This window comes from Metabacillus kandeliae, from assembly GCF_021166585.1.
Classification (GTDB): domain Bacteria; phylum Bacillota; class Bacilli; order Bacillales; family Bacillaceae; genus Metabacillus_B; species Metabacillus_B kandeliae.
Map to the genome: position 1 here is coordinate 33,844 of NZ_JAJOZE010000003.1, position 24,181 is coordinate 58,024.

The 24,181-nt window shown below is 42.8% G+C and carries 17 protein-coding genes and 1 riboswitch; of the genes, 7 read left to right on the forward strand and 10 right to left on the reverse strand.

The genetic code is table 11. The annotated features are described in order from the left end of the window. Window positions 1-51: 51 nt before the first annotated feature. Entirely contained in the window at window positions 52-1,161 is a 1,110-nt protein-coding gene (locus LRR81_RS09505; RefSeq protein WP_231789127.1) for a DegT/DnrJ/EryC1/StrS family aminotransferase, read from the reverse strand. A gap of 327 nt (window positions 1,162-1,488) precedes the next feature. On the opposite strand from LRR81_RS09505, the gene secA2 reads away from it, so the two are divergent. The 3 genes from secA2 to add all read left to right on the forward strand — a co-directional run bounded on the left by secA2 (window position 1,489) and on the right by add (window position 5,886). Then, a complete protein-coding gene (gene secA2 / locus LRR81_RS09510) occupies window positions 1,489-3,858 on the forward strand; it encodes an accessory Sec system translocase SecA2 (protein WP_231789128.1) in 2,370 nt (789 codons plus the stop codon). Beyond that, window positions 3,855-4,658 (forward strand): accessory Sec system S-layer assembly protein, encoded by an 804-nt coding sequence (locus LRR81_RS09515; RefSeq protein WP_231789129.1) that lies wholly within the window; start codon window positions 3,855-3,857, stop codon window positions 4,656-4,658. Before secA2 ends, LRR81_RS09515 begins: the two co-directional genes overlap by 4 nt. Window positions 4,659-4,724: 66 nt before the next feature. Continuing rightward, a riboswitch (purine riboswitch) is annotated at window positions 4,725-4,823 on the forward strand. Between the two features lie 55 nt (window positions 4,824-4,878). Beyond that, entirely contained in the window at window positions 4,879-5,886 is a 1,008-nt protein-coding gene (add, locus tag LRR81_RS09520; RefSeq protein ID WP_231789130.1) for an adenosine deaminase, read from the forward strand. Between the two features lie 44 nt (window positions 5,887-5,930). Here the strand turns inward: add and pstA are convergent, their stop codons facing one another. The 5 genes from pstA to LRR81_RS09545 form a co-directional block, all read right to left on the reverse strand. Beyond that, window positions 5,931-6,827, reverse strand: a complete 897-nt coding sequence (gene pstA, locus LRR81_RS09525) for a phosphate ABC transporter permease PstA (protein WP_231789131.1) — start codon at window positions 6,825-6,827, stop codon at window positions 5,931-5,933. Beyond that, a complete protein-coding gene (gene pstC, locus LRR81_RS09530) occupies window positions 6,827-7,753 on the reverse strand; it encodes a phosphate ABC transporter permease subunit PstC (RefSeq protein WP_231789132.1) in 927 nt (308 codons plus the stop codon). The genes pstA and pstC overlap by 1 nt, the downstream gene beginning before the upstream one ends. A 108-nt stretch (window positions 7,754-7,861) precedes the next feature. Then, entirely contained in the window at window positions 7,862-8,722 is an 861-nt protein-coding gene (locus tag LRR81_RS09535) for a phosphate ABC transporter substrate-binding protein (protein WP_231789133.1), read from the reverse strand. A 24-nt stretch (window positions 8,723-8,746) separates the two neighbouring features. Beyond that, window positions 8,747-10,513, reverse strand: a complete 1,767-nt coding sequence (locus LRR81_RS09540; protein ID WP_231789134.1) for a stalk domain-containing protein — start codon at window positions 10,511-10,513, stop codon at window positions 8,747-8,749. Between the two features lie 295 nt (window positions 10,514-10,808). Continuing rightward, a complete protein-coding gene (locus LRR81_RS09545) occupies window positions 10,809-11,720 on the reverse strand; it encodes a CAP domain-containing protein (protein WP_231789135.1) in 912 nt (303 codons plus the stop codon). A gap of 192 nt (window positions 11,721-11,912) precedes the next feature. On the opposite strand from LRR81_RS09545, the gene LRR81_RS09550 reads away from it, so the two are divergent. Beyond that, window positions 11,913-12,956, forward strand: coding sequence for an acyltransferase (locus LRR81_RS09550; protein ID WP_231789136.1), 1,044 nt, complete (start codon window positions 11,913-11,915; stop codon window positions 12,954-12,956). Window positions 12,957-13,308: 352 nt separating this feature from the next. On the opposite strand, the gene LRR81_RS09555 is transcribed toward LRR81_RS09550, so the two are convergent. From LRR81_RS09555 to LRR81_RS09565, 3 genes are all read right to left on the reverse strand, one after another. Next, window positions 13,309-14,706 (reverse strand): transglycosylase SLT domain-containing protein, encoded by a 1,398-nt coding sequence (locus LRR81_RS09555; protein ID WP_231789137.1) that lies wholly within the window; start codon window positions 14,704-14,706, stop codon window positions 13,309-13,311. Window positions 14,707-14,816: 110 nt separating this feature from the next. Next, on the reverse strand, window positions 14,817-15,935 hold the full coding sequence (locus LRR81_RS09560; protein WP_231789138.1) for an NlpC/P60 family protein: 1,119 nt from the start codon (window positions 15,933-15,935) through the stop codon (window positions 14,817-14,819). Between the two features lie 308 nt (window positions 15,936-16,243). After that, a complete protein-coding gene (locus LRR81_RS09565) occupies window positions 16,244-18,811 on the reverse strand; it encodes a hypothetical protein (RefSeq protein WP_231789139.1) in 2,568 nt (855 codons plus the stop codon). 703 nt (window positions 18,812-19,514) lie between these two features. Here LRR81_RS09565 and LRR81_RS09570 point away from each other — a divergent pair. Further along, window positions 19,515-19,727, forward strand: coding sequence for a TM2 domain-containing protein (locus tag LRR81_RS09570; protein WP_231789140.1), 213 nt, complete (start codon window positions 19,515-19,517; stop codon window positions 19,725-19,727). A 38-nt stretch (window positions 19,728-19,765) separates the two neighbouring features. On the opposite strand, the gene LRR81_RS09575 is transcribed toward LRR81_RS09570, so the two are convergent. Beyond that, window positions 19,766-20,329 (reverse strand): restriction endonuclease, encoded by a 564-nt coding sequence (locus LRR81_RS09575; protein ID WP_231789141.1) that lies wholly within the window; start codon window positions 20,327-20,329, stop codon window positions 19,766-19,768. A 323-nt stretch (window positions 20,330-20,652) separates the two neighbouring features. Here LRR81_RS09575 and LRR81_RS09580 point away from each other — a divergent pair, with 323 nt between their 5' ends. Both LRR81_RS09580 and amyS read left to right on the forward strand, forming a co-directional pair. After that, entirely contained in the window at window positions 20,653-22,449 is a 1,797-nt protein-coding gene (locus tag LRR81_RS09580; RefSeq protein WP_231789142.1) for a hypothetical protein, read from the forward strand. A 192-nt stretch (window positions 22,450-22,641) separates the two neighbouring features. Then, entirely contained in the window at window positions 22,642-24,147 is a 1,506-nt protein-coding gene (gene amyS / locus LRR81_RS09585; RefSeq protein WP_408631599.1) for an alpha-amylase, read from the forward strand. The last annotated feature ends 34 nt before the right edge of the window (window positions 24,148-24,181 follow it).

Below are 24,181 nucleotides of genomic sequence, written 5' to 3' on the forward strand. Positions count from 1 at the left end.
GCAGATAAAAATGAAAGGCAGAGGGGATGCCCCTGCCAGTTTTAAAGTCCATTATTGATAGAATTTCGCGATCGCTTCCACAACAATGTCTTGCTGCTCTTCTGTTAATTCCGGGAACATTGGAAGAGAAATAGCTTCCATTGCTGCCTGCTCAGAAATCGGGAAGTCGCCTTCTTTTAATCCGAGTTCAGCAAATACCGGCTGAATGTGAAGCGGTTTTGGATAGTAGATCATGGTTGCAACACCCTGCTCCTTCAGGAATTCCTGAAGCTCGTTGCGGCGCTCTACGCGAATCGTATATTGGTGGAATACATGGTATCTGTCGCTTTCTTCAATAGGCGTCACTACCTTTGTTCCAAGCTTTTCTTTCAGCAATGCTGAATAGCGGTCCGCATGCTTTCTGCGAAGCTCTGACCACTCGCTTAAGTGAGGAAGCTTCACGTTCAAAATAGCTGCTTGAAGCTCATCCAGACGGCTGTTGTAGCCAAGGATGTCATGGTAGTATTTTCTCTTCGCGCCATGTACGCGGATCACGCGCATTTCGTCTGCGATTGTTTGGTGCTTGGATACGATCATACCCGCATCGCCGTATGCTCCAAGGTTTTTTGTCGGGAAGAAGCTGTATGTTGCTGTATCGCCGTATTCCCCAGGAGTTTTTCCTTTATAGGTTGCACCAATTGCCTGTGCGGCATCCTCTACAACGTACAAATTGTGCTTTTTCGCAATTTCCATGATGGCATCCATTTCAGCCATTTGGCCGTAAAGGTGAACCGGAATAATTGCCTTTGTCTGAGGCGTAATTTTTTCCTCAATCAGCTTAGGGTCAATATTGAATGTAACAGGGTCAATATCAACGAAAACAGGCTTAGCACCGCAGCGCGCGATCGCACCGGCAGTAGCAAAGAAAGTGAATGGAGTTGTAATGACTTCATCTCCAGTTTTTACTCCGCATGCCTGTAATGAAATATGTAACGCGTCACTTCCATTGGCAACGCCAACCGCGTAAGGAACATGGCTCAATTCAGCTACATCAGCTTCTAATTTTTTAACATTGTCACCCAGGATGAATCGGGAGGACTTCATTACCTCGTCCATAACCTGAAGCATTTCATCCCGCAGGGTCATATATTGTTCAGAAAGATCAAGCATAGGCACTTTCATTTACAATCTTCTCCTTAATAGATAGTGGTCAAACACTATATCATTTTAGCACACCAGAGCAGTTATATGTCATGGATTGACGAAAGGTGATTGTTCATTTCACAATTTCGCCACAAATCGCCTTTCTTCCTATATATAAGGAAGAAATTTGCCGTCCATAAAAACTACCTAGTAAACAATATCATAAACAGAAGCAAATTAAAATACTCCTCGCGCCCTTAGGCCTTGAATCACGAAGCAAATTATAGTAATTCTGGCAATGATTTTGCAGAATTATGTTATAATGACGGAGATTATGGATACTTCAAAAATGGGAGAGCGTCTAAGATGTCATTACTATATAACAAATACATGGAATTAAAATCCCGTGCTGAAACGAAAAAACTGTATCGTTCCGTTGAACACATCAACTCATTGGAACCTCAATATGCCGGCTTTTCTGACGAAGAGCTCCGTTTAAAAACCTCTGAATTGAAGGAATCCCTCCAAAGCGGCGCACAAATGGAAGAAGTCCGCCCGCATGCCTTTGCCCTTGTCCGAGAAGCAGCCAAAAGAACCATCGGGCTGCGCCATTATGATGTCCAGTTAATCGGCGGCCTTGTCCAATCTGATGGAAATATCGCGCAGATGCAGACTGGTGAAGGAAAAACGCTTGTCTCCACGCTGCCGAGCTTTCTTTTTGCCCTGTACGGAAAAGGCGTTCATGTCATTACGTCAAATGAATACCTCGCAAAACGCGACTTTGAATTGATGGGCCAGATTCATCAGTTTCTAGGACTGACTGTAGGCTTGAACGTATCCGGCACAGATGTTCCGGTCAAACAGGAAGCGTACCGCTGCGATATTACATACGGAACAGGAAATGAATTCGGCTTTGACTACCTCCGCGATCACATGGTCAGCCACTTGTCCCAAAAGGTGCAGCGCGGAAAAGCCTTTACGATTATAGACGAAATTGACAGCATTCTGATTGATGAAGCAAGAACACCGCTTATCATCGCCAACAAGTCCGGCGCTTCAACAGAGCTGTTTCATATTACTGCCATGCTGACCAAGTCTTTTGAAAAAGGCAAGGATGTTGAAGTTGATCTTCCTTCCCGCCAGGTTCATCTAAAAGAAGAAGGCATCGCGAAGATCGAAGCGATGTTCAGCGTTGATAACCTCTATTCTGCTGAGCACCAGATTCTTTTTCACTACTTAAATCAGTCGCTTCAGGCAGAATTTATTCTGCGCAAGGATGTTGACTATATTGTCAAAGAAGGCAAAGTCGAACTTGTCGACGCCTTTACCGGCCGCGTGATGGAAGGCCGAAACTTAAGCAATGGCCTTCACCAGGCGATCGAAGCAAAAGAAGGACTTGAAATCAATGAGGAAAACCTGACTCAGGCAACGGTAACCGTTCAAAATTATTTCCGGATGTACGAGGTTCTTTCCGGCATGACAGGAAGCGCATTGCCTGCTCAAAAAGAGTTCATGGACATTTATCAGCTGGATGTTATTGAAATCCCGACAAACAAACCGAATATCCGAAAAGATGAGCCTGATCTCGTCTATGCTTCGCTTCAGGATAAATATAGCCGGATTGTCGAAGAAGTTCGGACCGTTTCAGCCACAGGCAGGCCGATCTTAATTGGAACTACTTCCATTAAGCAATCTGAAAAAGTGTCAGAAGCCCTAACGAGTGCGGGTATCAGCCACTCTCTGCTTAACGCCAAAACTGAAGAGCAGGAAGCGAGAATGATCTCCATTGCCGGGCAAAAAGGGCAGATTACGATCTCCACCAACATGGCCGGGCGCGGAACGGACATTCTGCTCGGAGAAGGTGTTGCAGCGCTTGGCGGATTGCACATTATTGGAACAGAGCGCCATGAAAGCAAGCGCATTGACATGCAGCTCCGCGGCCGCGCAGGACGCCAGGGCGATCCAGGCTCCTCTCTCTTTATCGTTTCTCTTGAGGATGACCTCCTCAATCAATATGATGATGAAGAGCTGGAAAAATGGACGAAAAAGGTGCAGACAGATCAAACTGGCCTTATTGTTTCGCCAGATCCAAGAAAATTCATGAACAAGGTTCAGGAAAGTGTGGAAAACAGCCACTTCTCCTCCCGCGTTCATCTATTAAAGCTTGAGGATCACCTCGATCAGCAGCGAAAAGCTGTTTACGGCATCCGGAATGATATTTTAAAAGATACAGAGTTTCTTCCTTATATAAAAGAAATATTCAGCCAGGCCACAGCTGACACATTGGATGCCTTCTTCCTGGAACTATCAATGAAGGAGCAGGAGGAATATGCCGTCCTGCACGATCAGCTGCAAGCGATTATGGAGATCAGCAGCAGTGCAGAAGAGTTTAATGAAAAGGACCGCCGCGAACTTGACGCATTGCTTTCATCTGACTTCCAAGCATACATGGAGCAGCTCTCCTCTCTCTCAGATAACGAAGAAGTTCTTGCTTCTGCAAGAGGATTTGCCCTCTCTTTGCTTGATGAAGCATGGATCAGGCACCTTGACGTCATGGACGAACTGAAGGACGGCATTGGGCTTCGCGGCTACGGCCAGGAAGATCCGTACCGCTTGTTTCAGATGGAGGCCTTTCAAGCATTTGAAGACATGCTGAAGGGCTATCGCTTCGAAGTGCTCGTGAATCTCAGGGCTCTTGCAGCCAATGTACAGGAATCAAAGGATGTGGAATCATGACAGCAGAAACGAATAAAAAGCCAGTCCTCTCCCTGCATCCTGAGTGGGAAATCAGCAAGCAGGAGCAGTATGTGTATCAATTCCACCTGAATCAGCTGCCGGATCTTGAAGAGAACCAGCTGTCGATCACAGGCTTTAAAATCGATGAATATGATGAATTTTTTACAATCACCGGCTTTATCAGAAGCACAGTGCCGCAGCCGATCACCTTTGAAATGCTCTCCCTGCTGCTTCTTGATGAGAACCAAGAGGTATCAGCAAGAGAAACGTTTGATATGGAGCGATTCGGCGAGCTGCCGTCTCTGAGTGCAAGACCATGGCGATTTATTTTTGATAAAGAAACCCTGCTTGAAGGAAAAGAAATTCCCAAAGAGGGATGGACACTTGCGTTTGAATTGAAAAAGCGGAACACGCACCGACTGGATTTGGATGCCTCTTGGAAAGAGTCCATTTCAAAAGAGCAGACGGCTCATTTAGAAAAGATCGTAGAAAATCTTAAACCGCTGAACCAAAACGAAGTGAATCTAATGGGTCTTGAAGCTGTTTTTACGGAGAACCGGGATTTACAGGTAACGCTTTTAATCCGGAACGGCAGTGAAAAAGCGATTCAGCTTGATCAGCTTCCGCTCGTGATTGAAGATGCGTCAGGGGACATTATTGCAAGAGGAGTCTTTCAAACAGGCGGCCTGACGGTGATGGAAAATACAAGCAAGCCTTGGAATTTCGTATTTTCACATTCTCTTTTAACGAAAGAAGAAATGGATCTTTCCAAATGGAAGGCCTATCCGCCTGCTGAATAATGCAGTCTGTCAGATAACCTGCCACACGTATTGACTTTAGAGACAGTGTTTAATATGATTTCTAAAAAGCTCATAAGATTCTTAATTCGTATAACTCCAATAATATGGTTTGGAGGTCTCTACCAGGAACCGAAATTCCTGATTACGGAGAAGATACATCATGTGTATTTTCTTCTTAATCAGGAATTTTTTATACTTTTTTATATAGAAGGAGGAAAACATGAACTTTCTATCATTGCCTAAAATTGAACTTCACTGTCATCTGGACGGCAGCTTGCGGGCTGTAACGATTATTGAGATTGCCTTAAAGGAAGGCATCCCTCTGCCTTCTTATAGAAAAGAAGAATTGCAGAACCACCTCATCGCCCCTTTAGAGTGCGAATCCCTCGAGGAATATTTAACTGCCTTTTATTTGCCGAACCTTGTGATGCAATCAAAAGCAAATTTAAGAAGAATAGCCTTTGAACTATTTGAAGATGCCGCCATGGAAAACGTGAAATACATGGAGGTCCGTTTTGCGCCGCTGCTGCACACGGAAAAAGGACTCACCATAGAAGATGTGGTTGCAAGTGTGATAGAGGGAATGCGGGATGCGGAAAAACACTATGAAATAAAGGGGAACCTCATTCTTTCCTGTATGAGGTCGATGTCTGTGGAAAAGGCCTTTGAAGTGGTAAATCAGGGAGCGAAGTTTCTCGGAAAAGGCGTCGCAGCAATTGATTTATGCGCGATTGAAGAAGAAGGATTTTGCGGAAAATTCATTAAGCCCATTTCCCTGGCGAAGGAATTAGGCTACAGAGTCACGATCCATGCAGGTGAAACAGGGATCGGCAAAAACGTTCTTGAGGCAGTTGAACTGTTGGGTGCTGAACGAATCGGGCATGGTGTGTTTATTAAGGACTGCCCTGAAGCCTACCAAATTGTCAAAGAAAAGCAGATTGTGCTTGAAATGTGTCCGACAAGCAACATTCAGACAAAGGCCGTACAGCATTTTCGCGACCACCCCATTTATCAGTTTTACCAGGATGGCATCAAAGTCACCATTAATACAGATAACCGCACAGTCTCCGATACGACAATGGCAAAAGAATGTGAGATCGTAAACCAGGTACTTCTGATGACTGAAGAGGACTACAGAGAGATTTACCGCACTAGTGCAGAAGCGTCTTTTGCCGATAAAGAAACAAAAGATTGGTGTCTCCTCCATTTCCCTCAGGAAGCACACTAGCAAAAAGCAGGCTGCCTCTATTGGACTGGGGCAGCCTATTTTCTTTATTTTGATGTTTTTCTTCTCATGCCTCTTTCCTTCAGCCATATCGGAATACGGGTGAGAAGGCTGATGGCAAGCACGATAATAACGAGAATAGCTGCAGCTTTGTCTGCAATCTGCGGAGCATCTGCAACAAGTGCTGTTGACTGCACATACCAAAGATAGACTGGCAGCGTTCCGCCTGGTGACAGCGGGTTAAAGTCGGCAAGTGCTCCAGAGAAATCAGTTCCTCCAGCAAGGAGAATAATGGCTGACTCACCAAAAGCACGGCATGCTGTAAGACTGACCCCTGTTAAAATACCGGAAAGAGCGGCCGGGATGACAACCCGGTAAATGGTAACGGATTTAGTTGCTCCCATAGCATAAGAAGCTTCGCGCAGCTCGTTCGGGACTGCCTGAATCGCTTCCTCTGTAACACGGGCAATAACCGGCAGATTCAGCAGCGATAGGGTAATTCCCGCTCCGATTAATGTCTGCCCGACTCCGAAGATATCAACAAAAATCATATAGCCAAAAAGACCAAACACAATCGAAGGAACGGAAGCGAGACTCTCAACGCACGTTCTGATAAACTCTGTCATTTTGTTTTGAGGAGCATATTCAGACAGATAAATGCCTGAACCAATTCCAATCGGAATGGAGATAATAAGAGAGATGATCAGCACGTAAAAAGAGTTGAACAAATACGGTCCAATTCCCCCGCCTACCTCTATATCATCCGGCAGCTTCCAAAAAAAGTCCGGCCTCGTCAGCATGACTCCTTTAAACATAATTTTAAAGAGCATCGCAAAAATCACGATGAAAATGACGGCCATCAAAACCCATAGTAAATAGGTAAAGACCTTATCGACCATATATCGCGACTGGCTTCTTTTTTTCTTAAATCCAACTGTCTCCATTATGAAACCCCTTTTGTCCGAATCTTGCGGATCATCACAATCATAAGCGTTGAGATGACAAGCAGCAGGAATGCCATCATGTAAAGCGCATTGTAATAAGTAGAGCCTGTCTGAACGTCAACAATAAAGCTGACAATGTAGCTCGTTAAAACGTGTGTTGAAGTAAACAAGTCCGGCGGAAGCTGTGCGGCTCCCCCAATGACCATAACGACAGCCATTGTTTCACCAATGGATCGGGCCATGCCAAGGATAATGGCGGTAAAAATTCCCTCTCTTGCTGCTGGGAGCATCACGCGGAAAATCGTTTGAAAGCGGGTGCTTCCTTGAGCATAGCTTGCCTCCCGCAGCTCACGGGGAACGGCTGTTAGCGCATCATCACTGATTCTTGTAATGGTCGGAAGAACCATAATGGTCAAGACTAGTGCAGCTGCAAAAAGTCCGTTTCCTACTGCACTTCCCGTCACTTGGCGGATAAACGGAATTAAAATCGTTAATCCCAGGTAGCCATATACAATAGAAGGAATACCAACAAGCAAATCAAGGGTAGGTCTCATGAGCCGCTTCAGCCACTCTGGTGCAATTTCGACAGTAAAAACAGCCAAACCCAGGGAAATAGGTGTTGCGAGCAGGAGAGTGAGTCCGGTTAGAGCAACAGTTCCAATGATAAATACACCGGCGCCAAACTTTTGGGCGTTGTCAGGATCCCATTTTAATGAGAAGAAGAACTCCATCGGGGAGACATCTTTAAAAACGAGCAAACCTGTTTTTCCAATAAACACAATAATGGAAAGCAGGACAAGTCCTAGAATGAGTGCACTTGAAATCGCAAAAAGATTAAAGAGGCGGTTCTTTACATATTTGGATTGGTTCTTGCTGCCGCTGACACTGAGCAGATCTGCCGGCAGTTCTTGTTCGATCTTCGCCATGCCTTAAATTCCTCCAGCACTAATGTAAGCCAGCCTCACAAAATGGGTGAGGCTGGCTCTCTAATTTAAAAGGGGGTTAGTAATCAAGCAAATGAATCAAATTATAGATTAACGTACAGATTTAACAGGGATGAATTTCAATTTTTTCAAAGAACCGTTTTGGAACTTAGAACCTGTTACATAAGAAATGAACGCAGCGTTAGCACCTTTTGCTTTTCCTTTAGTCAATAGGTAGCCAGTACCCCATACAGGGTATTTGCCTTTTTGAATGTTAGATACAGAAGCAGCTACACCGTTGTAAGAAACAGCTTTGATTCCGCCTTTTACATATGGAAGGTCAACATAACCGATTGCATTAGCATTAGACGTTACAGCTGTAACCATTTCACCGCTTTTTCCAGCTTCTTGGTAATGAGAGCCGCTTGTCATCATTTTAGCGCCTTTAAGAGCTTTCAAGTTGTAGTTTACGCGAGTACCAGAACCAAATTTACGGTTTACAACAACGATTGGTGCATTGTTTCCGCCTACTTGCTTCCAGTTTGTGATTTTTCCTGTGAAAATTCCTTGAAGCTGTGAAGTGGAAAGGTTTTTCACTGGGTTTTTAGAGTTAACAATTGTAGCAAATGGGATAACAGCGATTTTGTAAGCAGTCAAACCTTTGAATGCGCTGAATCCAGGAACAGCAGTTGTTGCATTCCAGTCACAAGCTCCAATTGTAGCCGATCCTTTTTGTACAGATTGAGGACCAGCAATGGAAGAAGAACCAGATACAGAGATAGAAACTCTTGGGTTAGAGCGCTTGAATTCTTTTGCAGCAGCCTGTGTCAGTGGAAGCAGGGCAGTTGAACCTGCAACCGTTACTTTACCAGAAACACTTGCAGCATCAGCTTGATTGAAACCTCCGAATGTGAAACCTACAGCAGCGGCAACAGCAACAGCGGAAACGGATAAACGTTTTACTAATTTCATTTTTCATCTTCTCCTTTAATAAAATTATTTTGTTAAATCTGCTAATTTACCATTTACATAGAGAACAACTTTATCTCCAGCAAGACCTGCAGTTGTTGCTGCAATGCCTTCTTTTGATACATTGATTGAAGTCAGTTCAGCAGGAGTCTTCATCAATTGAGTAAGCTTTTTAGAAGCAGTGTCCACTTCATAAACAGCAGAACCAGCTGCCTCAGCAGTCAGGATGAACAGCTTGCCTTCTTCATTCTGCTGAAGAGAAATAATATCTTTATTAGATACTAGAGCTGTTTCTGATTTATCTGCATTGATCTTTTTCAATACTGGAAGTTCTGTTTCACTGTCAGGATTGGAGCTGATGTAAATGATGCTGCCGTCCTGAAGGAATACTGGTGACACTTTGTTTTCAGTGCCAGTTGTGACAGCTTCAGGCTTGATTTCCTTTGCAGTCAGGTCAATAACATATACTTGAGGCTCTGTGCCTGTCATATCGATGTTGTCAACATCAGTGCCATCTGTTGTGTTGGTTGTCTTTCCTTCTTTGCCGACTACATATAGCAATTTCTTGCCGTCTGCAGAAAGCTTAAGGTCAGATTTATAAGCTAGTGAATCAGCGAACACTTTTGTTGCAGTACCTGTTGTAAGATCAAGCATTCCGATTTGATCAGCTTTATCATTTTGGAACATGTATACTTTTGAACCATCAGCTGCCCAAACGTATTCTGTTTTGATAGAATCCTCTTCTGCGCTCAGCTGCTTGTCCTCTCCAGTTGAAAGGTTAACTAGATGAGCAAAGCCGTTTGGATCAGAGTAGATAGCCTGCTTGCGGTCAGGGGAAACAGTGAATTCTGTTCCGTTGAATATTTTAACAGTCTTTTTAGTTTTCGCATCCAGCATGTAAGTTACTTCATCCATGCCATTGTCGTTTGTCACTAAAAGGGTATTGCTGTTGATCCAGATCGGAGCAAAGCTGTCGCCGCCAAGCAGTTTGATTTTTCTTAGTTCATAGCCGTTTTCGCCTTTGATCATATCGGCATCAATGGCATTGACAATGTCAAGCAGGTCAGCGTAGACAGTTCCTTTTACCATAACCGGGTATGAATGCAGGTTGACAGATTTACCATTAACCTCCATAATATTATGTGATAAATTAATTACTGAAGTATTGCCTTCTTTTGTTAAGGTAATTGTGATTCCTTTAACAGAAACTTTAGCTCCAAGTGCTGCAGCCGTTTCCTGTACAGAGTAGTAGTACTTGCCATTCATTTTTAGAGATTTAATGGCTTTTGCACTGCTGTCTACATTGATTTTCGCTGCTGCCATTTTGAAGCTGCCCATTTGAGATATTAATAGATTTTTATCTGTTAATATACCGCCGCCGAAAGCTTGTACGAAAGTCTTCGCGTCCATGAAGATTGTCTTTCCAACAAGTCTAGGCGGTGCCTGTAATTTAACCTTCTTGCCGTTTACTGCTACTTCGTTTGTGCCTGATTTTACAGTAACTGACTGCTTGCTTTTGCCAGTACCTATAGAGATTACTGTTGCTTTCAGCTTTTTGTCATACTGTACTTTTGCTGAAAGAGCTTTAGCCAAATCGTTTACTGAATAAAGCTTTTGTTTGTTCCAAACTGTTGTGTGAACAGTCATCGGCTTTCCATTAAGCAAGGCCGTTTCCTGTCCAACTGTCTGCTTCTGCTGAACACTTGCTGCACTAGCTTTTATCATAACGGGGCTAAATGCACTTCCGGTGATCACTGCAGATGCAATAACCAAACTCGTAATCTCTCGTTTCATCTTTACGCCTCCTTATATTCTTTTCTCCTCAAGAAGTTCTGCCAAATTCTCCCTTTGATGCAGAAAACTGACATCTTTCTCAAATCAAAGTAATTATATTCTCAGAATATTAAGCCAGTATGAGTTTAATTTTAAGTTTGTAAATTTAGTATGGATAATATGTGAATTTTTACATAGTTTTTGGTTTAATTTGTTAAGAATGAGGGTAAATAGTTTATTCTATTTTGGTTATATAGACCTACTTAACCAAAAAAATCCCCGCTCTCCATTAAGAGAGCGGGGATTTTTCAGTTATCTATCTGCCTACAAACATTTGAGTCCAGTAATTTTGTGAGTAGCCTGTACCAATACGATTGTAAGTTTCCTTTAAAATATTTTCTCTATGATCTTTACTGTTCATCCAGCCTTGCACGACATCTGCAGGGCTCCTATATCCCATTGCAATGTTCTCGCCTGCATAATGATAAGGTATATGAAAAGCTTCCATCATTTGGAATGGAGAGCCATAGGTCGGTGATTGATGATCAAAATAACCTTTTGCAATCATATCCTCGGATTTTTTCTTCGCCACTCCAGAAAGCTCCACATCAAGTGTCAGCGGCGAAAGTTTATATTTTACACGCTGCATGTTGGTCAAAATGAACACTTCATAATCAAACCGTGAAACTGTTCCTTTTCCCGCATCAACAAATTTGCCGTTATCCAGCTGCCCTTTTGAGGCGCTTAAAAACTGCGGAATAGCAGAAGGGATAGACGCATAATAGCCGGCTGCTTTAATTTGAATGGCTCTTTCAGCCAATCTGCCCAGCATCCTCGTTTTTTTGCCTGCAAGACTTGTCTCGTTATTTAAAAGGTCAATGCCTGTTTTATGAATCAGCCGATATTCAGAGACTTCATAGATGACACGCTCTTTTGCAATTTTTGCCGGACGGACGTATGTCTCGTTCAGCTTGTCGCGGTTTTTCTGACCCGCCACTTTCCCAATTGCATTCTCTGTTTGCTTCAGCTGATATGTAAAAGAGTCATAGCTGCTGTTAATAGAGTACAAGTCCCCTTTTTTAATAAGCTCTCCAAATTGAAGTGTCTCTTTTTGAAGGCTGGCCCCTTCATTTGCTGCAGCACTCCCGGTAGAAGCAAGGGCAGAATTTCCCTGAGAGGCAAACAGAAGACCTGCAACCGCCATTGTGCATAAGGCAAGCTTTTTCATATTCTTCACTCCAGTTCTATTCTTTTTTGGAAGGTACTGTGCAAGACTGTTAAATTTCAGCACCTATGCTTCATTATACCACTTTCTCTTATCCTTGCCCGGCTGGAAATACTTGCATTGCAAGAGGAGGTTTAAAATGCGAATATTGGGGATATATAATGATGGGGTATACTAGGACGAGCAGGTGATGAGATGGCAAAAAACAGAATTGTATACTTTGACTGGCTGAGAGTAATCGCTACCATCGGCGTAGTGATGCTTCACTCAGCTGCACCAATACTATATGAATACAAAGACCTTCCGCAAAATCAATGGTGGGTCGGGCATGTGTTTGACACCCTTACACGCTGGTGTGTTCCTATCTTTTTCATGATGAGCGGCGCTTTGCTGCTGAACCCCGACAAGAGGGAGCCGCTGCAGACTTTCTTCAAAAAACGTGCTATTAAAGTTTTTATTCCATTCGCGGCCTGGAGCATCTTCTACCTTGCGATTCAAATCAAAACGGGGAAGCTTGATCCTAGTCCTGCCGCTGCGGCGAAAGCTGTACTGGAAGACAAAGTTTATTACCATTTGTGGTTTATGTATGTCATTATCGGACTTTATGTCATTACTCCGATTTTAAAAGACTTCATTGGAAATACGTCCCGCAGGAACCTCGAGCTGTTTATCATTCTTTGGTTCGTTTCCACTTGCGTCTTCAGCTTTGTCAGCAAGTTTTATCATATTAAAATCGGAATGGATGCGTATCCTGCGAGCGGATACATCGGCTACTTTATTATGGGCTACTACTTTTTCACCTACTCCTTCAGCCGCGCGAGCAAGATTTTCTATTATCTTGTCGGCTTAGTTGGATTAGTGCTTACTTTTGCCGGAACCTTTTTTCTTACAACGGAAAATCAGGGAACCTTTGATGGCTTCTTCTACCATTACTTAAATGTTTCAACTGTTTTTGTTTCTGCAGCTGTTTTTATCCTGTTTAAGGATATCAGCGCTAATTTGAAATCAAATGCAGGCGTTATGAAGTGGATGGATCCGATTAACAAAGCGAGCCTCGGGATTTACTTGGTTCATCCATTCATTTTCATTCTGCTTGCCAAGTTTTTAGGTCTTGATGCTTTTACGTTTCATCCATTAGTTGGGATACCCATTATGACAGCTGTCACGATTGCGATCAGCTTTGTGGTAGTTAAAGTCATGCAGTCTATCCCGGTGATTCGGAAGGTTGTGCCTAGGTAAGAAAACTCGCCTCTTTGGGGCGGGTTTTTTGTTTTTAGGGGAGGGATTTTTTAATTAAAGGCCGGTTTCAAAGAGCTCATGACATGTTTGGGGTTATTTCAAATGATTGTGCCCCTAATAGTGATGGGCAAAATGCCTTTTTACTCAGCCAAAACTCATTTTTCTTTCTCTGCACCCTGTCATATTCACCGAACCAGCCGGCATATTCACCATTCTTAAGCAGATATTCACCAATACGGCTGTTATATTCACCAAAACAGCCATTATTTTCACCAGATGCCGACACCGCTGCTTCGGTATGAATTCTCCATAAAAAAATACCGGGGAAATCCCGGTACCTGCAGCCTGTACTCTAAAATACAGGATAATAATCTACATTTTGCTTTTTCACATAGTATCCGCCGCCGATTTCATAACGATCTGGCAGAATCTTATAAACACGCAGGCGTTCCTTTGTTTTGCCGGTGCGGAAGACTTTCCCGCTGGCATTGTATATCGCAATGTCCTTCATAACAACAGCCTTGCCAAGAATCAATTCATCTTTGCCAGCGTGTTTGGCGTACACTTTGTTATCCATCGCCACATAGGTTTTATCCGTAATATCTTTCAAATAGATGAATTGGTTATTAACTCGAAGCAAGCCAACTACTAGATCAGCTGCATTCCTATTCTGCTTAACAAATAAGTTGGCTCCTAAACCATAGTACTCCCCATCAATGGTGTAGACGCGCAGCCCTTCACCGGTCTTAGCCATTCTGAGAGTTTTGTACACGCCATTTTCTTTTTTAACGATCGGTGTGTCAGCTTTAATAACAAGTCTTGCATAGGCTTCTTTTTGCCCTGACAAATTCTCAGGGTTAGGAAGCGGAAAACGCAGCAGCTTGAAATTAGAGGATGACATGTATCCTGTTTTACCATCTGCTTTTACTTTGTAATAGGAAAAAAGATTATATAGACTGGCAGACTCCACAGGGTGATCATCCAGAATTTCTATCTTTTCATTTCCAGCAATACGTCCAACAACAGTCCCATCTGGAGTTGCACGCAGATTAGCGCCATCCTGATTTGTAAAAATAACCTTTCCAGAATGAGAGGTATTCATTGAAGGTGTATAAGCATAGTCCCACTGTAAAGCAGTTCCTGTCAGTCTGCCCTGGTCATCAAATCCAAATTTGCTTGGATCTGTCGGGATGCCCTGTGTTTTAATCTGGCTGTTTTTCAGCAGCTGATAAATTTGCGATTGATAGGGATTCGTTTGAGGGACAGTGGGATTATTTGATGCTGAGACACCGTTATACCCCATCAAGGCATAGTACCAGCTTTCCAAATACAGAGGATTGCCGCTGTTCACTTTTGGCAGCTTAGTTCCTCCAAGGTCCCATTTTAACTTTAGGATTTTTGCTCCCATTTCAATATTATACTGAGTATCTGTTTTAAGCCGGTCTTCATTCATTTGCAGGCTTTGTTTCTCTGATTCACTGAAAGTAGAAGGCGTAACCTGCATAATCCCGATCCCTTTATCAACAGGATTCATATAAGGTGAGCCATCACCATTAAATTGCGTAAAGTTTGATTCCCTTAGTGCAATTGCTTTCAAAATTTCAGGCGGTATTTGGTATTTCAGTGCTGTCTCTGTCAGCAGTTCTTTTTTAGCCGTCATGTTTAATTCATTAGTAACAGCGTTCGCTTTACCCGCCATAGGCACCAAAACAATAGAAGCAGCCAGCATCGTACTTATCAATTTTTTCAAAACTAGTAAACCTCCCTAATATGCTCGTTTACTAGTTTACCATGAAATTTTTTCCAACGGCATAAAAAATAGGAGATACTGAGAATTTCAGTATCTCCTATTCTATGAAATTATAGCTGTTTTTGGAGTGATGCTTTGCGCGCTTTCAAATCCTGGTTTATGCCGCTTTGAGCTGCATAGCTTCCTGGATGAAGTTTGTTGCCGGCAGCTTTGATGTCGACTGCTCTTCTTTCTAACCTGTTTAGCATAGCAAACTGTTCATTGGCCATTGTTTTGCTGCCTTTTTTGATATTGCCTTCAATATCGTTCATCAGTCTGTGCATAGAAACCTCATATTTAACAGATTCCTTTACAATTTTAGCTGATGTGACAAAATGGTCATTGAGCACTTTGCGGTTAGAAGCGCCGTAAACTTTTCCAATAACACGTTCATTTTTCTTAATTTGATAAGACAAGTCATCATAATTTGCAGCAGTGCTGTTGTTAAGAACCTGAGGGCTGATCATACTGCTGTTCAGCTGTCTTCTGCTGCTGTCAAGATTCAGGCCTGTTTTCACGCCGTCGATCATATGGGCTGTACGGTTCACATAAGTCTTGAATTCCGTGCTTGAACTTTTAGACTTTAACCTATTGTATTCCCCTAATGTAGTCGATTCTAAACGGGTGATTGAAGCGCTGCCGCTATATTTTTTCTGAATGTCTGACCATAGGTCTTTAGCTGATTGAGTGTAGTTTTCTGCAGAAGCACCCAGTACTGCGCTATAAGCGTCTACACGCTTTGTTCCTAAATATTTTGGGTTCCAGTAGCTGTTGCTGAGAGAGCTGATGGTTACGCCTTGAGAGGTAGAAGCATGCATAAATTGCCCGTTTCCTACATAAACGCCCACGTGGGAGGCTGAAGAAGAGGTTGTGGCAAAAAACACTAGATCTCCTGGCTGCTTAGCGCTGACTTTTGTTACAATTCCTGAACTATACATAGAGGAAACTGTTCGCGGCAGGCTGATTCCTGCTTTATTGAAAATGTATCCAATAAATCCTGAACAGTCAAATCCTGTTGAAGGACTTGTGCCCCCATATTTGTAAGGAACACCTATGTATTTTTTTCCTATATCAACGACCGATACAGATTCGGCGTGAGCTGTATGTGTTATGGCATTTGGCAGATATGAACCAAAAAGTAACGATGAAGCTAATCCTAAAACGATGGCTGGTTTCTTCATTTTTTTCATGTTCTTCCTCCTTTTGCACTTTTTTAGTATACATGAGAGAAAGAGCCAGTAGTTTAACAGTTAAGTTACATATTGGCGTTATATTACAATAAAGTTACAATTAGCTTAAGTATTGATGTATTTTTGCAATATTATACAATTACACACCCCTATTTGCCTCCTAAATATCCCTTTTATTAGAATTTTTGATCACCGTTTACCTGACCATCCAATTTTTAAACATTTACTTATTACGTTAAAATTTGTTAGATACTATCTTAAAAATATAAAAAGCCAGGGAGAGTTTTCTTCCCTGGCTTTTCATCACATTAATTTTTACTGTATTCCATACCGTCTTTGTTGAACTCGATATACAGGCCATTTCCAATTTCCATTTTATTTCCGTCCGTTTTCAGGATTTCATATTCTTCTCCAGCTGAGAGCTTCAATTCTGGAAGAGTTTCGCCATATTTAAAGAGCATGGCATCTTTTGTCAGCTTCAACGTACCAACGTAGTAGGAAATATCGCCTGACTTCATCACTTTGTAGCCGTTGCCGACTTCATAGCTCTGCTCGTCATAGCTGTATACCCTAATTTCCTCTCCAGGCTTGATATCTCTGAATACCGATCCATCGGGCTTTAGAATTTGCGAATTTGATAAAGTGAAGATGCGGCCGACATAGGTGGACATCTTGTACTTTTCAGAATAAAAATAATGCTGATTTCCTACGTGATAGTAATTATTATAGGTTCCATAAACCCTGTAAAATTTGTTTGGCGCCAATGTTTTCACTGGAATCATCGAATCCCCGCTCTTTTTGTAGAGGATAAGAGGCTGTTTGGAATAAACCCTCGCTACAGGAAACGGCGAATCTGAATCAGAGACGTTCGGGATCGTAAGCTTATCCGTATCCAGTTCGTCCTCTTTGGTTAGCCGGTCCGTGTTTACCTTCCAAAGGTTGGCACCGCTGTTGTAATACAGGTTTCCATCATTATCAGCTGCTAGATGGAACACGTTGCTTTGACTATATTTTGAAATATGGTAAGTTGACGGATCTACTTTAAACAGCATGCCCTGCAGTGTGCCGTAAAGCATTCCGTCCTTTCCGATCAGCAGGCTCTCATTTTTGAACATTCCCTTAATCTGATCAGAACTGATCGGGAAGACTAAAGACTTGTCCGTTTTTGGATCGTAAACAAGCAGCTTATTATCAATAATTCCCCATACCCTGCCATCTTCCGTTACCGTCAGGGCACTCAGCATGATGGAATATCCGCCAGGAATTTCGATTTCTTTTAATTTATAGCCTTCATCTTTTGTATCGATTGCATAAAGCTTTGCGCTCTCATCTGATTTTTTTCCGCTGCCGTCATAGACACTTGTTCCCATATAGAGCATATCGTTGTTTTGGTCGTATGCCATAGAAGAGGCACTTTGTTCATAAGCAAGAGGCTGCTGATATTGAATCGTTCTTGTTTTAGGATCAAACACCGTAAACATACCCTGCGCCTGACCTCTTTTCGGAATGGAGCCAATATATAGCCTCTGCTTTTCATCATCTGGGATAATTGATACAGGCCGGTCCTGTCCAAGGCTGCTCAAATTCAGAACTTCTTTTGGATTTGAGCCGCTGCTCCATTTGTCTGATGTATCATATTCATAAAGCTTGCCGTTTGGATAAACGCCAAAGTACACAGAATTATTCAGCTTTCCAAACCCTTCTACCTGCCCAAGCCCTTCCAGCATTTCAGTAGAATTGTCTTTCGGGTTGTATACACCGAGCTTGCCGGAAATAAATCCGGTGCTGTAGATCGACCCATCAACGCCCTCGCCAACGCGGTAAATTTCCACCGATTGAGCTGGAAGCTTTAAATTGGAATAAGAGAACCGATTTTGCAATAGATTATATTTGTAAAATTTCCCGCCATTTCCAGACAGACCAAGGAGATTTGGCTGCCCATTTACATTCACAATGTCCAGGGAAACAGCACTTGCTCCGTAAAGGTTGGAATTTAAAGGGGTTGACTCTTTCGTATCCAGGTTGTATTGAAACAGCTTGCCTGCACTGCTGTAAAAAACGTTATTCCCATTCCATACATTTGAAACCCCTCTGGAATCGGCATTTAACACATGCTCGACCTGATCTTTAGCGGTATCAAATACAAGCATTGTGCTTGAGCCTTCCATTTTGGCAAAAAGCTTGCCATTCACTAGATCCAAATCGTAGACAGAAGCTGACGAAGTATACTCAGAAGGAAGGATATCTGTCTTTTCCCCTGTGTTTAAGTTCCATTTAATAAGGGAGGCCGGCGACCCCACTCCTGCATATAAAACATTCTGAGTTTCATCATAAACTACGCTTCTGGCATACTGCTTGCCGTCAACGACACGTCCAAGTGAACTGAACCCTTTTCCTTCACTGTAGGAAAAGACTCTTCCGCCATAGGAAGTGACGCCGAACAGACGATTGTTCTTCGTATCGTAAGCCATATCCCATATCGTTGTATCCGTATTATCTGATGCTTTTCCAAGATCCTTCATTTCCATTGAGTCTGTGTTGTACTCATACACATGCTCATTCGGAGTCGTTCCTATGTATACTTTTCTTTCAGGTGTGACCTCTATGGACCAGGCTGCTTTAGCGCCTTCCAGGGTCTCGATATCCAGAATCTTTTGGGACTGAAGGTCTACAACAGCAAGCTTTGCAGGCTCCCCCTGCAAAAGGGCATAATAAATCGGCTGGCCGTATTGAGTCAGCCCGGCCTTCCCCTTAATGACATTCACATATTGAACTTGCGGACCAAGATTTTCAAAGGGACCTTCAGAAGCCAGTGTGGGATATGTAAGAAGTGATCCAAGGACGATAGTTGCGAGCAATGCACGAAGAAACTTCAAAATAATGCCTCCAAAACAGTTATAATTGTATATTCTACCAAAACATAATAATTATGTCATGGAGAGATAGGGAAAAAAGACTCAAAAATTTCCATTAACAGGTCGAAAGAGATGCATGTGACAAAAACGCAGATAATCTGAGGACAAAAGCAGCGGTTGTGTACTCTAAACAAAATACCAAAGGAAAATTAAGGATTAATGTCAGAAACATTACCATAATGTAAAAAATTTCTTATTGCAAAAGAAAAACCTTCCACATAAATGGAAGGCTTTCTTTTATTTGATTTGAAAGGGAAAACCAAACTGCTGCTTGAAACATTAAAGCTGGCTGCTAATTTAATAATAGACTATTGAAGCTTTAACATCTCGGGTCTTTCGAACTAATATTAACATAAAATAATCCTTTTTTGTTAATTTTATTTTAAAAATTTAAAAGGTAATGGCAAAATTTTTTTCACTTTCCGCTAAATATAGTTATATGTGCCTATTTTTAACGGTATCTTTAATCCTAATTGTTAACCGGATTAAACCACTCAGTTATTATCTGGGTTTAGCGGCCTATTTATCTATTTAGGCAAGAAAATAATGTTTACTTCCAAAGTGAGAGGGAGTGTTAAAACATTACAGCAAATTATTTAGGTTTGCCCCTCCCCAATACAGGCTAATGTTACTGTAACAAACAAATTTGAGGAGAGGTGGAAAAATGAAGAACAAATATATCGCAGCTGCACTTGGCATTTTTACTGGAGGATTTGGAATACACAAATTTTATTTAGGTAAACCAGGACAAGGTCTCCTTTATATTCTGTTTTGCTGGACAGGAATTCCAGAAGTGCTTGGGGTTATTGAAGGAGTTCTGTATCTGCTGCGCGGCCAGGATCGTTTCAACGAGAAATATAACGAACAGTATGCATAATAAGAAAGTCCAGACAGGATTTGCTGTCTGGACTTTTTTTAAGATGCTTTTTTAGTTTTCAATATCAGCTGAATCAATTCATCTCTGCCGATTAGCCGAACATGAGCAGACAAAGCTAAATTTCTAGCTTGAGCTGTAAATTCACTGTTCGTTACTACCCATGCCTCATTTGCTGAATAATAGGCTTTTGCTGAAGCAATCTCCTGTACAGCCTTAATGCCTACCTTGCTTTTATAGCGTTTTGCCTGAACAGCAATCCGCCCCTTTTCCCCTTGAAGAATCAGGTCTGCGCCATAATCTCCTCCAGAAGGGGTAACTTTCGCCGAATAGCCTAACTGTTTGAATAAAGCAGCTAAATAATTCTCAAATTGAATGCCATCCATGTTATCAATTTCCTGAATGCCAGACTGCCGGAGCTTTTTCTCTCTATCTGCTTTGAGCAGCAGAATGACTGCCATTAAAATTCCAAGCAGTAAAAAAAGTATGATACCTGCTGCTATAAATGATTTAGTCATCCAGTATGCCCCTGCCGCTGCCCCGACCGTAAGTAAACTAATAAGTTCCTGCTGTGCTTTTTGCTGCTTTTTAGTGCTTTTAGGCATTCCTCTTCCTCCAAACCTGCATGATAATTCCCCTTCATATATCGGTTCGAAAGTTCACTTTTTTACATATTTAGGTAAACTTTACTTTTTATATGTAAACTATCGGTATAATATACCGATATAATATACATAAATCATACTTTGATAACGGAGGAAAGTAAGTGAAAAAGGTTTCAGTAATTATATCAATGTTGGTGCTTTCCAGCTTGATCTTCCAGCCTGTCTCAAGCTCAGCACCATCTTTCAAAAAAATAGGTCCCCAGATTACCAGTTTAAATGCAACGGCTGCTGCCAGCGCCTTAAACAAAAAGGGAGAGCCTTTCATGTATACCGTTCTTCAGGGGCTGCCAGCGAAACTCGCTGTCACGAACCTGACTACCGGAAAATTGGTTGACATAGAATCACTTGATGGCTCAACAGCTGGCTGGTCCATTAAGGCCGACCGCGACAATGTTTGGATTGGAACAACACCAGGAGAGCTATTGTTCCGCTACGATCCGAACACGATGAAAATGACAAAGCTCGGCAAAGCAACAACCAAGAATGGCACTTCTATCTGGGGACTAACCTACAGCTCTTCCAGCAAAACAGTGTACGGCGTTTCCGGCAATGAAGGAAAGCTGTTCAGCTACATACAAGGCAAAGGGTTTAAGGATCTTGGTACTGTATTAGCAGGCAAAACGGAAGCAAAAAGCGTTGAGGAGGATGCTGCGAATCGCCAACTGTTCATTGGTGCCGGCTCCCCTGCCGCGCTCGTCGCTTACGATATAAAATCAAGAAAAAAAGAAAGTTTTCTGCCGGCGAAATACAAAGGCCAAAAGCAAATTGACGATATCCAAACAGCTGGAGGCTATGTTTTTGTCAAACTGAATCCAGCGGCAAAAATCCTCGTTTTTGAAGCAAAAACGAAGAAGTTTGTGAAAGAATTATCCGCCACATCTAAAGGTGTTTCCGCTAAAGCACCATCTGAAAATGCAGTTTATTATGGCAGCGGAACCTCCCTTTATCAATACAATTTAAGAACAGGAAAATCAGTACAGGTTGTAAATAACCGGATTCCGACAAGTCTTGTATCGCTTGATTTTATTAAAATGCCTGGAGTATCAGGAGACATCCTCACCGGAAAAGTCGGCAACTCAGACCGGTATTTTACTTATCAGCTTGGTGACCGCTCCTATTCCAATCTCAATTTATCTCTCCCTGAGCAACCTGTAGAGCTCCATAAAATAGGAGCAGGCAGTGACGGAAAGATTTACAGCTCAGGCTTTCTGAATGGGAAAATGGGTACTTACCAGGCCTCAGCGAATAAGACCGTCCGTCAGGAGGCAATCGGACAGATGGAAAGTATGACATCTCTTAATGAAATATTGTATTTTGGCGTTTACCCTGGAGCAAAAATACTGGAATATAATCCTTCCTCTGCATGGATCAGCGGCCGTAATCCAAAGCAGGTTGCGACCTATGACGGAAACGGACAGGATCGCCCGATGGCAGCCGCTTCAATTGAGGGCACAAGCAAAATTGCCTTTGGAACAGCACCAAGAGCAGGCCTTGCAGGCGGGGCACTTATTATCTATGACACATCGGCACATAAATCTTCTGTCAGACACCAGATCATCAAGGATCAAAGCATCGCCTCTCTTGCCTATCATCCTGGAAGCAAAATGATTTACGCCGGCACCTCAATTTTCGGAAAAGGCAGCGTTAATAAAAACACAACGAATGCCGTCCTGTTCGCTTTGCCAGCGGGGAATACCAGAGCTAAGCCTGAAGTGATCAAGCTCCCATTTAAGCATGTGCAGTTTATTTCGGCTCTAACAGTTTTGAAAGATGGCAGGCTGGTGGGAATGGCTGATGGCAGCGTATTTGTTTTCACTAATGGGAAGGTTTTAGTTGTCCGTCCTGTTTCCTCAAAGGTTACAGGATACACTCCTAACGCTTCTCTGGCTATTGGGAAAGACGGGAATGTGTATGGCACAGTTGAGGGAATCCTTTTTAAACTTGATATGAAGTCCTATAAAACGTCGGTTTTACGAAAAGGGACAAAGCAAGCAGCAGCTGATTCTGCAGGAAATGTGTATTTTCATGATGGAAAAGAGCTTTGGAAATTGAATATATAGCGGCCTGGGGAGGTTCCTCTCCCAAGGCTTTTTTATTGCCCAAAAGTCCCTCTCCCCTTACTTACAAATCCTTCCTTTCACTCATATACAATCAGCTCCCCTTCCATTTATATTTATTCATGTAAGCGCTTTACCAGATGAAAGGAGAGGGATCGGTTGAGAAGAAAAGGGTTGGGTGTGCTGCTTGTTTTTGTGCTAACGGTTGCATTATTTTTCCAAGGAGGAGGAAAATCTTACGCTGCTTCGACAAATGGAACGATGATGCAGTACTTTGAATGGTACCTTCCTAATGACGGCCAGCAATGGAACCGTTTGCGCGCAGATGCTTCTTATTTATCAAATGCCGGGATCACTTCTGTATGGATTCCGCCTGCCTACAAAGGGACAAGCCAGTCGGATGTCGGCTACGGCCCATATGATTTGTATGATCTTGGCGAGTTCAACCAGAAAGGCACCGTTCGTACAAAATATGGTACAAAAGCGGAGTTGCAGTCTGCTGTCGGCACACTTCATTCATCTGGCATTCAAGTATACGGTGATGTCGTGATGAATCATAAAGCTGGTGCTGACAACACAGAACAGGTGACAGCTGTCGAAGTGAATCCAAGCAACCGAAACCAGGAAACTTCCGGTGATTATCAAATTCAGGCATGGACCGGGTTTAATTTTCCTGGACGCGGCAACACGTACAGCAGCTTTAAATGGAATTGGGCCTATTTTGACGGTGTTGACTGGGATCAGTCAAGAAGCCTGAGCCGCATTTATAAACTTAGAGGAACCGGCAAAGCATGGGATTGGGAGGTTTCAGGCGAGAACGGCAATTATGATTACTTAATGTATGCGGACGTTGATTACGACCATCCAAGCGTTGTAAGCGAGATGAAAAACTGGGGAACATGGTACACCAATCAAGTCGGGCTCGACGGTTTCCGGATTGATGCTGCAAAGCATATCAAGTTTTCCTTCTTAAAAGACTGGGTTGATTCTGTCAGAGCCAATACAGGAAAAGAAATGTTCACCGTTGCGGAATATTGGCAAAACAACCTAGGAGCAATTGAAAATTACTTAAACAAAACCGGCTTCAATCAGTCCGTCTTTGATGTTCCGCTTCACTATAACTTCCAGGCAGCTTCATCACAGGGCGGATACTATGATATGAGAAATCTCCTGAGCGGAACCGTTACAGGCAAGTATCCGACGAAGGCTGTCACCTTTGTCGACAACCATGACACACAGCCCGGGCAATCTCTTGAATCAACCGTTCAAACCTGGTTCAAACCGCTGGCTTATGCGTTTATTCTGACTCGTGAAAGCGGCTATCCAGACGTATTTTACGGAGACATCTACGGAACAAAAGGCACATCAGGAAGAGAAATTCCTTCTCTAAAAACTAAACTAGACCCGCTTTTGCAGGCAAGAAAGAACTTTGCCTACGGAACACAGCATGACTACCTCGATAACCAGGATGTGGTTGGCTGGACACGGGAAGGCGACAGTTCAAAAGCAAAGTCTGGGCTTGCCACGATGATCACTGATGGTCCTGGCGGATCAAAAAGAATGTATGTCGGAACGCAAAATGCCGGAGAAGTTTGGTTTGATATGACCGGTAATCGGAGCGATACGGTGACGATCGGTTCTGATGGGTACGGGACGTTTAATGTGAATGGCGGATCGGTTTCGGTTTATGTGCAGAGATAAAAAAACAGCGGCTTCTCCCAAGGGAAAGGCCGCT

Coding starts and splice junctions, on each gene's coding strand:
- LRR81_RS09505 (WP_231789127.1), bottom strand. CDS start 1,161: ATGAAAGTGCCTATGCTTGATCTTTCTGAACAATATATGACCCTGCGG.
- secA2 (WP_231789128.1), top strand. CDS start 1,489: ATGTCATTACTATATAACAAATACATGGAATTAAAATCCCGTGCTGAA.
- LRR81_RS09515 (WP_231789129.1), top strand. CDS start 3,855: ATGACAGCAGAAACGAATAAAAAGCCAGTCCTCTCCCTGCATCCTGAG.
- add (WP_231789130.1), top strand. CDS start 4,879: ATGAACTTTCTATCATTGCCTAAAATTGAACTTCACTGTCATCTGGAC.
- pstA (WP_231789131.1), bottom strand. CDS start 6,827: ATGGAGACAGTTGGATTTAAGAAAAAAAGAAGCCAGTCGCGATATATG.
- pstC (WP_231789132.1), bottom strand. CDS start 7,753: ATGGCGAAGATCGAACAAGAACTGCCGGCAGATCTGCTCAGTGTCAGC.
- LRR81_RS09535 (WP_231789133.1), bottom strand. CDS start 8,722: ATGAAATTAGTAAAACGTTTATCCGTTTCCGCTGTTGCTGTTGCCGCT.
- LRR81_RS09540 (WP_231789134.1), bottom strand. CDS start 10,513: ATGAAACGAGAGATTACGAGTTTGGTTATTGCATCTGCAGTGATCACC.
- LRR81_RS09545 (WP_231789135.1), bottom strand. CDS start 11,720: ATGAAAAAGCTTGCCTTATGCACAATGGCGGTTGCAGGTCTTCTGTTT.
- LRR81_RS09550 (WP_231789136.1), top strand. CDS start 11,913: ATGGCAAAAAACAGAATTGTATACTTTGACTGGCTGAGAGTAATCGCT.
- LRR81_RS09560 (WP_231789138.1), bottom strand. CDS start 15,935: ATGAAAAAAATGAAGAAACCAGCCATCGTTTTAGGATTAGCTTCATCG.
- LRR81_RS09570 (WP_231789140.1), top strand. CDS start 19,515: ATGAAGAACAAATATATCGCAGCTGCACTTGGCATTTTTACTGGAGGA.
- LRR81_RS09575 (WP_231789141.1), bottom strand. CDS start 20,329: ATGCCTAAAAGCACTAAAAAGCAGCAAAAAGCACAGCAGGAACTTATT.
- LRR81_RS09580 (WP_231789142.1), top strand. CDS start 20,653: ATGTATACCGTTCTTCAGGGGCTGCCAGCGAAACTCGCTGTCACGAAC.